This is a genomic window from Pigmentiphaga soli (assembly GCF_039541095.1).
In the GTDB taxonomy this organism is placed as follows: domain Bacteria; phylum Pseudomonadota; class Gammaproteobacteria; order Burkholderiales; family Burkholderiaceae_B; genus Pigmentiphaga; species Pigmentiphaga soli.
Genome location: NZ_BAABFO010000034.1, coordinates 39,965 through 48,576, shown reverse-complemented (window position 1 = coordinate 48,576; position 8,612 = coordinate 39,965). Strand labels below are relative to the sequence as shown.

Below are 8,612 nucleotides of genomic sequence, written 5' to 3'. Positions count from 1 at the left end.
TTCGTCTGTGAAAGTAGGTCATCGTCAGGCTAATACCCCCCAGAACCCCTCGTGCCCAACCGCACGAGGGGTTTTGCTTTTGCGCCGACGGAAGCCATCCACCCCCAATAAAAAACGCCCATGCGCGAACGCACAGGCGTTTTCCCTTCTCCCCAGAAGCCCGGACCGCCACCACAAGACGACCCATCCGGGATGCGGCGGATCCGGCTCCGCCGGTCCGCCCGCATCGCCCCCTGGGGCGGCGCGCGTAAGCGCGTAGGGGGGGCCGACTACTTCAAATGAGCGTTGACGATCTTCGTCAGTTCGAACATGTCCACCGAAGGCTTGCCGAACAGCTCCTTGAGCTTGGCGTCGGCGTTGATGTTGCGCTTGGCCTTCGGATCCTGCAGGTTGTTCTTCTTGATGTAGTCCCAGATCTTACGGGTGACTTCCGTCCGCGGCAGCGGAGCCGGGCCGATCACGGCGGCCAGCGTGGGGCTGGGGGTGAGCGGAGTCAGGAAGGCGGCGTTGACCTTGCGCGGCGCCTTCTTGGCCGGCGCCTTCTTGGCGGCGGCCGTCTTCTTCACGGCGGGGGCGGCCTTCTTGGCCGGGGCTTTTGCGGCTTTCTTGGCGGGCGCGGCTTTCTTCGCCGCCGCCTTCTTGGCTGTGGCCATGCTGTACTCCTAGAGAAGGTTCATTCGTCGGATCAGGGGCAGGGCCACACCGCAGTGCGCGAGAGGCAGACTCCAGAACTGCGGAATAACCCCGCGAGCGCAGCATATCGTCTACCAAGGAGCGCTACAACAGAAATCCGACAGAAACGCCCTTCGGCGCGGGTTTTAGACGGGCGCGCAACGTCGCGCGGAGCGACAACGCCGGTAGAATGGCCGCACCGCCGCAGCAAGCCGATACTCCAGGCAGGCCGGCCCAACATTCGCCTGCGCAGCCGAGGTGCGCGTTCCGATGCGGTTTCCCGAGTTCTTCCGTTCGTCGTCCTGCCCCGTTCCGGGCTGGCGTGCGCCGGTCCTGGCTGCCGCCTGGTGCGCCCTGATGGCGCTGGCCGGATGCGCCGGCCGCCCACCAGCGCCGGCCGCATCGGCGACATCCGGCACGTTCGGCGCGGCCGTGTCGTCCCAGTCCGGCGCCACCGCGCCGGGGCCCGCCATCCTGGCGGCAACGCTGGCGCCGCTGGCCTTGTCGGCCACGGCGTCGGCGCCGGGCGAGCCGCCCGCGGGCTGGCAGCCCTGGGTCATCCGTCCCGACAAGAAGAAAACCCGCTACGCCGTCGCGGTGCAGGCCGTGGATGGCCAGGAACGCCGCGTGCTGCATGCCGCAGCCGATTCGGCGGCCAGCGGGCTGTGGGTGCCGGTCGATGTGCCGGCAGCTGCCGCTACGCGCATAAGCTGGTCGTGGCGGGCCGGGGCGCTGATCGAAGGCGCCGACGGCAGCCGCCCGGAGGCCGAAGACGCGCCGGTGCGGCTGGTGCTGGCGTTCGATGGCGACTGGCGCCGCCTGCCGCTGCGCGATCAGATGCAGGCCGAAACCGCGCGCTTCCTGACCGGCCGCGACATGCCCTACGCCACGCTGATCTACACCTGGGACGCCTGCCAGCCGGTGGAAGCCATGATCCCCAATGCCTATTCGGCGCGGATCAAGAAGAAAGTGGTCGAATCCGGCCCGTCGAACGTCGGCCGCTGGCGCCGCTACGAACGCGACTTCGCCCAGGATTTCATCGAGGCCTTCGGCGAGCCGCCGGGGCGCCTGATCGGCATCGGCGTGTTGACCGATACCGACAACACGCGTACGTCCGTCCAGGGCTGGTACGGCGACATCCAGTTGCTGACCGCCGGACGGCGGCCGTTCGGGACGTTCGCGGAACGTGCGGCCCTCGATTGAACCGGCCGGCGGGCCGAACGCGCCCGTCCGGCCAACCGCTGGCGGCTGGCGGAGGAGCTGATGGAAGGTTCGGTTGGATTGCGGTCGCCGCTGGAGGCGATACGCCGGTTTCACGACGAGCTGACGCGGCTGCGGCGCGATCTGCACGCCCATCCCGAGCTGGGATTCGAAGAGGTGCGCACCTCGGGCATCGTGGCGCGCAGCCTGGAATTGCTGGGCATCCAGGTGCATCGCGGCATCGGCAAGACGGGGCTGGTGGGCGTGATCCGCGGCCGCCGCTGCGATAGCGGGCGCGTCATCGGCCTGCGCGCCGACATGGACGCGCTGCCCATGGCCGAGGCCAATACCTTCGGCCACCGTTCCACCAAGCCCGGGCTGATGCACGGCTGCGGCCACGACGGCCACACCGCGATCCTGCTGGGCGCCGCGCGCTACCTGAGCGCGACCCGCAATTTCGACGGCACCGTGGCACTGATCTTCCAGCCGGCGGAAGAGGGCCTGGGCGGCGCCAAGGCGATGATCGACGACGGCTTGTTCGACACCTTCCCGGTCGATGCGCTGTACGGCTTCCACAACTGGCCGCCGCTGCCCGCCGGCCGGATCGGCATCAATCCCGGCCCGATGATGGCGGCGGCCGACCGGTTCGAGATCGTGGTCGAGGGCCGCGGCGGCCACGGGGCCCATCCCTATCTGACGGTCGACCCGGTGCTGGTGGCCGGCCAGTTGATCACCGCCACCCAGTCCATCGTGTCGCGCAATGTCAGCCCGCTGGATTCGGCGGTGGTGTCGATCTGCTCGGTGCAGGCCGGGCACCCCGGCGCGATGAGCGTGATCCCGCGCGAGGCGCGGCTGGTCGGTACCGTGCGGACCTTCCGCAAGACGGTGCAGGAACTGGTGGAAAGCCGGCTGCGCGAGTTGTCGGCCTCGATCGCCGGGGCTTTCGGGGCGAGCGCGACGCTGCAGTACGATCGCATCTATCCGGCCACCATCAATACGCCGGCCGAGGCGAATTTCGTGGCCGACGTCGCTACGGCGATGCTGGGCAAGGAAAACGTGATCCGCGACCTCACGCCGTCGATGGGATCGGAAGACTTCTCGCTGATGCTGCAGGGGCGCCCCGGCGCCTATTTCCGCATCGGCCAGGGTGGCGCCGACGCCGGGCGCGGCCTGCACGGCAGCAGCTACGACTTCAACGACGAAATCATCCCGGTCGGCGCCGCTTTGATGGCAGCGCTGGTCGAACGCGGCATGCCAGTCGTGGATTAGGCCCACCCCTACGCGCTTGCGGGAAGGCCCACCCCTACGCGCTTCGCGCGCCCAGGGGGAAGGCCCACCCCTACGCGCTTCGCGCGCCCCTCAAGGGGCGATGCGGGCGGACCGGCGGAGCCGGATCCGCCGCATCCTGGATGGGGCGCGTTCCACTAAAATGGCTGCAGACTCTTTTCTTCTCGGCCCTCCGGCGGCATCCATGACGCTTTCCACGTTCACCATCACCCGGCCCGACGATTGGCATCTGCACTTGCGCGACGGCGACGCGCTGGCCGCGGTGGCCGCGCATTCGGCCCGCCAGTTCGCGCGGGCCATCGTCATGCCGAACCTGAAGCCGCCTGTGACCACTACCGCGCAGGCGCTGGCCTACCGGCAGCGCATCGCCGACGCGCTGGCCGCCGCGCCCGACGCGCCGGCCTTCGAGCCGTTGATGACGCTGTACCTGACCGATAACACCCCGCCCGACGAAATCGCGCGGGCCCGCGAGTCGGGCGCGGTGCACGCGGTCAAGCTCTATCCGGCCGGCGCCACCACCAATTCCGATGCCGGCGTGACCGACCTGCTCGGCAAGTGCGCGCCGGCGCTCGAGGCCATGCAGCGGGCCGGCATGCCGCTGCTGGTGCACGGCGAGGTCACCGATCCGGCCATCGACGTGTTCGACCGCGAGAAGGCCTTCATCGACACCGTCATGATCCCGCTGCGGCGCGCGCTGCCCGAGTTGCGCGTGGTGTTCGAGCACATCACCACGGCCGACGCCGCGCAATACGTGCGCGATGCCGAAGGGCCGGTGGCCGCGACCATCACGCCGCAGCACCTGCTGTACAACCGCAACGCCATCTTCACCGGCGGCGTGCGGCCGCACTGGTACTGCCTGCCCGTGCTCAAGCGCGAAGTCCACCGCAAGGCCCTGGTGGAAGCCGCCACCAGCGGCAACCCGCGCTACTTCCTTGGCACCGACAGCGCGCCGCATGCGCGCGGCCTGAAGGAGCACGCCTGCGGCTGCGCCGGCTGCTTCACCGGCTTCCACGCCATCGAACTGTATGCGCATGCCTTCGAGCAGGCCGGCCGTCTCGACAGGCTGGAGGCCTTCGCCAGCTTCTTCGGCGCCGATTTCTACCGCCTGCCGCGCAACACCGGCCGCCTGACGCTGCTGCGCGAGCCCTTGCGCATTCCCGACGAACTGCCTTTCGGCCATACCACCATCGTGCCGCTGGCCGCCGGGGAGACGCTGCCGTGGCGAGTGGCGAACTGAACCCGGTCGACTGGAACCGGCCGTGGTTCGCCTCGGTCGCGGCTGTCGGCGAGCGCCTGCCGCACGACGACGGCGCGCCGCTGTGCGACCGCCTCAACATGCTGCTGCGCGCCGAGCGCGGCGAGCGGGTGTCGGGCACGCCCAGCAGGCTCAAGATGGATTCCGGCAAGCCGGTGCTGTTCGTGCCGCCGTCCGACCTGCCGCCGGGCACGGCCTATGAAACGCACGTGCACGACACTGGCCGCATTCCCACCCGCGACAATCTGCACGACCTGTTCAACGGGCTGATGTGGTTCGCCTTCCCGCATATCAAGTCGCGGCTGAACGCGATCCAGGCGCGCGAACTGAAGCGGCAGGCGGCCGGCGCCGCGCCGGCCTCGCAAACGGGCGCGCGCGGCGCGGTGCGCGACGCGGTCACGGTGTTCGACGAGAACGGGCTGGTGCTGGCCTGCTCCAACGACGAGCTGGCGCAGGCGCTGCGGCGCTTCGACTGGCGCACGCTGTTCATCGAGCGGCGCACTGCCACGCTGATGCAGACCGAACCGTGGGTGGTCGGCCATGCGTTGCTCGAGAAGCTGATGCAGCCCTACAAGGGCATCACCGCGCATGCGCTGATCGTGCCGGTCGACGATTCCTATTTCCGCGCCTCGAACGGGCAGCGCCGCGCCACCATCGACCGGCTGGTCAGCGACTGGCTGGAGAACTGGCCGTTCTTCACCACGCGCGATCTGGCGCCGCTGCCGGTTCTGGGCCTGCCGGGCTGGTGGCCGGCCAATACGCAGCCGGCCTTCTACGACGACAGCGAAGTGTTCCGGCCGGGGCGCGTGCGGCGCAAATAGACGTCAACGCCCGGCCGTGTCGTCCTCGGGCTTGTAGCCGTCGGTGAGCGTCTGCAGGAAAGCGATCAGGTCGTCGATCTCGGCCTCGTCCAGCGCCGGCTTGTCGCCCGGCTTGCCGCCGAACGGCGGGTCCATGTTGACGTTCTCGCGGTACCGGACAGGCAGGTCGTCGAACTTGTCGATGGTGCCGTCCGGCTTCTTCGGATACCACTTTTCCGGGTTGGTGTCGCGCTGCACGTAGAACTCGATCACCTGCCGCAGCGAGTGGAACGCGCCGTTGTGGAAGAACACCGTGCGGGTGGCCACGTTGCGCAGCGAGGGCGAGCGGAACAGGCCGCAGTATTCGGGGTGGTCCGACAAGTCCTTGCGCTGCGGGCCGCACAGGCCCATGTCGTAGTAGGCGGGATCGGCGTTGGCCGGGATGTCGGGATTGCGCGGCACGCCCAGCGCGATCAGGCCGAAGTCGTTGAAGACGGGCAGCGTCTTCGGGCCGGAGAAAGTATGGCAGCTCGAGCAGTTGCCCTTGTCCGCCGACGAGAACAGCATCATCCCGTGCGTTTCCTGCGGCGTCAGCTTGGCCTTGCCGAGCACGAAGGCGTCGAACTTGCTGGTGAAGGGAAAGAACTCGGCGGGGGTGTGCTCGAAGTCTTCCAGCGCCTCGGTGATGGCGGCGAAGGCCTTGGCCGGATCGTCGAAGATGTGGCCGCCATAGAGCTTGCGCACGGTATCGGCATAGGGCGCGGCCTTCACCTTCGCCACCACGGCGGCAGGATCGGTGTTGGCCATCTCGTCGGGATCGAGCAGCGGGATGCGGGCCTGGTCGCGGCCGGTGGGCGAGCGTCCGTCCCACGTCAGGCCGCCGGTGGGGCCCTGGTCGGTGCTGTCGTCGCCTTCGTCTTCGCCGGGCACGTAGTGCTCGATGAAGGCCGGCACGGTCTGCAGGTACTTCAGCGAAGGAACGGCGCGCCGGCCGTGATGCGTCATGTCGGCGCCGCCCAGCTGCACCGCGAGATCATTGGGCGGGCCATAGTCGTGCGCCGGGCTGTGGCACGTCGCGCACGATTGCTTGCCCGAGGCCGACAGCGACGGATCGAGGAACATCTGCTTGCCGAGCGCGCTCAGGTCGACCGCGCGCTGCTTCGCATAGGCCCGGTCATAGGTGGCGGGCGGCGGCGGGTAGTCTTCGGGGGCGAGCGCCGAGGCGTCGCCATGGGCCTGCGCGTTCAGCAGGACGTAGAGGCCGGCGGCCGCCAGCACGCCTATCGACAAGGCGGCGGCAAGACGCGTCCGGCGCGGGCGGAGCGGAGTGCGGGAGGGCATCGTCGGGCGCTGGTTCAGAGGTCGCCCAGCATAGTGCGCACGCGTATCAGAATTGCGTCGGTGCGCTTACGGCAGTCTGAACGGCCACGAAAGAGCGCGCCGTTTCCAGGGGCATGCCATCTATCGTTCAGCGCAAGGTCAGCGTCCTTTCATGGGACCGTCAGCAGAACTTAACAAAGCTCTAACGCACGCTCTTCAAGATGCCCGGCGGGATCATGGATCCGCAACCACGGAGAAATCAGTGAAGAGCAAATTCAAGAAGGCATGGCTGGTAATGGCCATTGCGATGGCCGGGGGGCTGTTCGGCTGTGGCAACGATGACGACAGCACCGCTTCGGCGCCGCCGCCGCAGCAGGACCAGACCGCCGCCGCGGTCAACGACATCCAGAACGTTGTCGTGATCTTTGCGGAGAACCGTAGCTTCGACAACCTGTACAGCGACTTCCCCGGCGTGGCCAGCCCGCTCGCCAAGGCCGCCTATCCGGCCCAGGTGAATCGCGACGGCACCACGCAGCTGACGTCGCTGCCCAAGATCTGGGGCGGCCTGACCTCGGCCACCGACGCCGATCCGACCGTGTCGGGCGCTTCGCCGATCCCGCAGTTCGACACCGGCGTGCCGATGGTCACCGCGGCCGAAACCGAGGGCATGCCCAACGCGCCCTTCGCGATCAACGAGGTCTACCAGGGCGTGGGCCTGACCGCGGTCAACCACGACCTGTGGCACAACTTCTACCAGAACCAGATGCAGATCGACGGCGGCAAGAACGACATGTTCGCCGCCTGGGCCGACGACGCGGGCGGCCTGGTCATGGGGCATTTCTCGGGCGACGCGCAAAGCCTGCCGCTGTGGAAGGTCGCGCAGAAGTACACCTTGGCCGACAACTTCTTCATGGGCGCGTTCGGCGGCTCGTTCCTGAACCACCAGTTCCTGATCGCCGCCGCGGCGCCGGTGGACAAGCTCGACACCGACGCCCGCAAAGCCCTGGTGGCCCATCTGACCGACGGTGATACCGGCTACCACCTGAAGGTGAAAGCCGCCGATCCGACCACGCTGCCCACGCCGATGGACGCGATGACGATCTCGGCCAACACCATCTTCGAAAACGCCGGCACCATCACGCCCGACGGCTACGACATCAATACCATGCAGCCGCCGTACCAGCCCAGCGGCAACAAGCCCGCCACCGGCGCCACCGGCAATGCCTTGCTGCTGGCCGACCCGGGCAATGCGAAGACGGTGTCGCCGCAGACCGGCCCCACCATCGGCGATTACCTGAGCCAGAAGAACGTCGAATGGGCCTGGTACTCGGGCGGCTGGGACTACGCCCTGGCGCGCGATACCGACCCGACCGGCTGGAAGGGCGGCGATCCCTACGGCGTGGCGTATTCCGACAACGGCACGCCGTACCCCAACTTCCAGACCCATCACCAACCCTTCAACTACTTCAAGCGCTTCGACCCCACGACCCAGGCGGGCCAGGCCGAACGGGTGGAGCACCTGAAGGATGCCGGCGTCCAGGGCGAGAAGTTCGTTTCCGACATCGATCGCGGCCAGCTGCCGCCGGTGGCGTTCTACAAGCCGGTGGGCTACCTGAACGAGCACAACGGCTACGCCAACGTGAAGCTGGGCGACGACCACATCGCCGACATCATCTCCCACCTGGAGAAGAGCCCGCAGTGGGCGCACATGCTGGTGATCGTCACCTATGACGAAAACGGCGGCCTGTGGGATCACGTGGCGCCGCCCAAGGGCGACCGCTTCGGCCCAGGCTCGCGCATCCCGGCCATCATCGTCGGGCCCACGGTGCGCAAGGGTTGCGTCGACCACACGATGTACGACACGACCTCGATCCTGCGCTTCATCACCCGCCGCTGGGACCTGGACACGCTGCCTGGCCTGCAGACCCGTATCGACGCCCTGGCGAAGAACAACGACGGCGTCTCGCAAGGCGACCTGAGCAACGTGCTGGCCCCCGCCCAGGTGGACAGCAAGCTGATGACCTGCGGCGCCACTTCGTAAGCCGCTTCGCGCAAACGTCGCCGCCTGCGGGCGACCC

Annotated in this window: 7 protein-coding genes; 5 read left to right on the top strand and 2 right to left on the bottom strand. The window is 68.2% G+C overall.

Annotated elements, in window-relative coordinates; genetic code table 11:
* Positions 1-269: 269 nt before the first annotated feature.
* The gene (locus ABD927_RS22735; protein WP_345252174.1) at positions 270-653 is read right to left on the bottom strand and encodes an SWIB/MDM2 domain-containing protein; all 384 of its coding nucleotides are present in this window, start codon (positions 651-653) and stop codon (positions 270-272) included.
* Positions 654-1,104: 451 nt separating this feature from the next.
* Between ABD927_RS22735 and ABD927_RS22730 the strand changes: the two genes are divergently transcribed.
* The 4 genes from ABD927_RS22730 (at position 1,105) to ABD927_RS22715 (ending at position 5,235) form a co-directional block, all read left to right on the top strand.
* Positions 1,105-1,875 carry a DUF3047 domain-containing protein gene (locus ABD927_RS22730; protein WP_345252173.1) on the top strand — a complete coding sequence of 257 codons (771 nt, stop codon included), beginning with the start codon at positions 1,105-1,107 and terminating at the stop codon, positions 1,873-1,875.
* Positions 1,876-1,935: 60 nt separating this feature from the next.
* Complete coding sequence (locus tag ABD927_RS22725) at positions 1,936-3,141, top strand: M20 aminoacylase family protein (protein WP_345252172.1); 1,206 nt, start codon at positions 1,936-1,938, stop codon at positions 3,139-3,141.
* Between the two features lie 202 nt (positions 3,142-3,343).
* Complete coding sequence (pyrC, locus tag ABD927_RS22720) at positions 3,344-4,396, top strand: dihydroorotase (RefSeq protein ID WP_345252171.1); 1,053 nt, start codon at positions 3,344-3,346, stop codon at positions 4,394-4,396.
* Complete coding sequence (locus ABD927_RS22715; RefSeq protein ID WP_345252170.1) at positions 4,378-5,235, top strand: DUF3025 domain-containing protein; 858 nt, start codon at positions 4,378-4,380, stop codon at positions 5,233-5,235. The genes pyrC and ABD927_RS22715 overlap by 19 nt, the downstream gene beginning before the upstream one ends.
* Before the next feature lie 3 nt (positions 5,236-5,238).
* Here the strand turns inward: ABD927_RS22715 and ABD927_RS22710 are convergent, their stop codons facing one another.
* Positions 5,239-6,555: a cytochrome-c peroxidase gene (locus tag ABD927_RS22710; RefSeq protein ID WP_345252169.1), complete on the bottom strand. Its 1,317-nt coding sequence runs from the start codon at positions 6,553-6,555 to the stop codon at positions 5,239-5,241.
* Between the two features lie 274 nt (positions 6,556-6,829).
* Between ABD927_RS22710 and acpA the strand changes: the two genes are divergently transcribed.
* Positions 6,830-8,575, top strand: a complete 1,746-nt coding sequence (gene acpA / locus ABD927_RS22705; protein WP_425570347.1) for an acid phosphatase — start codon at positions 6,830-6,832, stop codon at positions 8,573-8,575.
* The last annotated feature ends 37 nt before the right edge of the window (positions 8,576-8,612 follow it).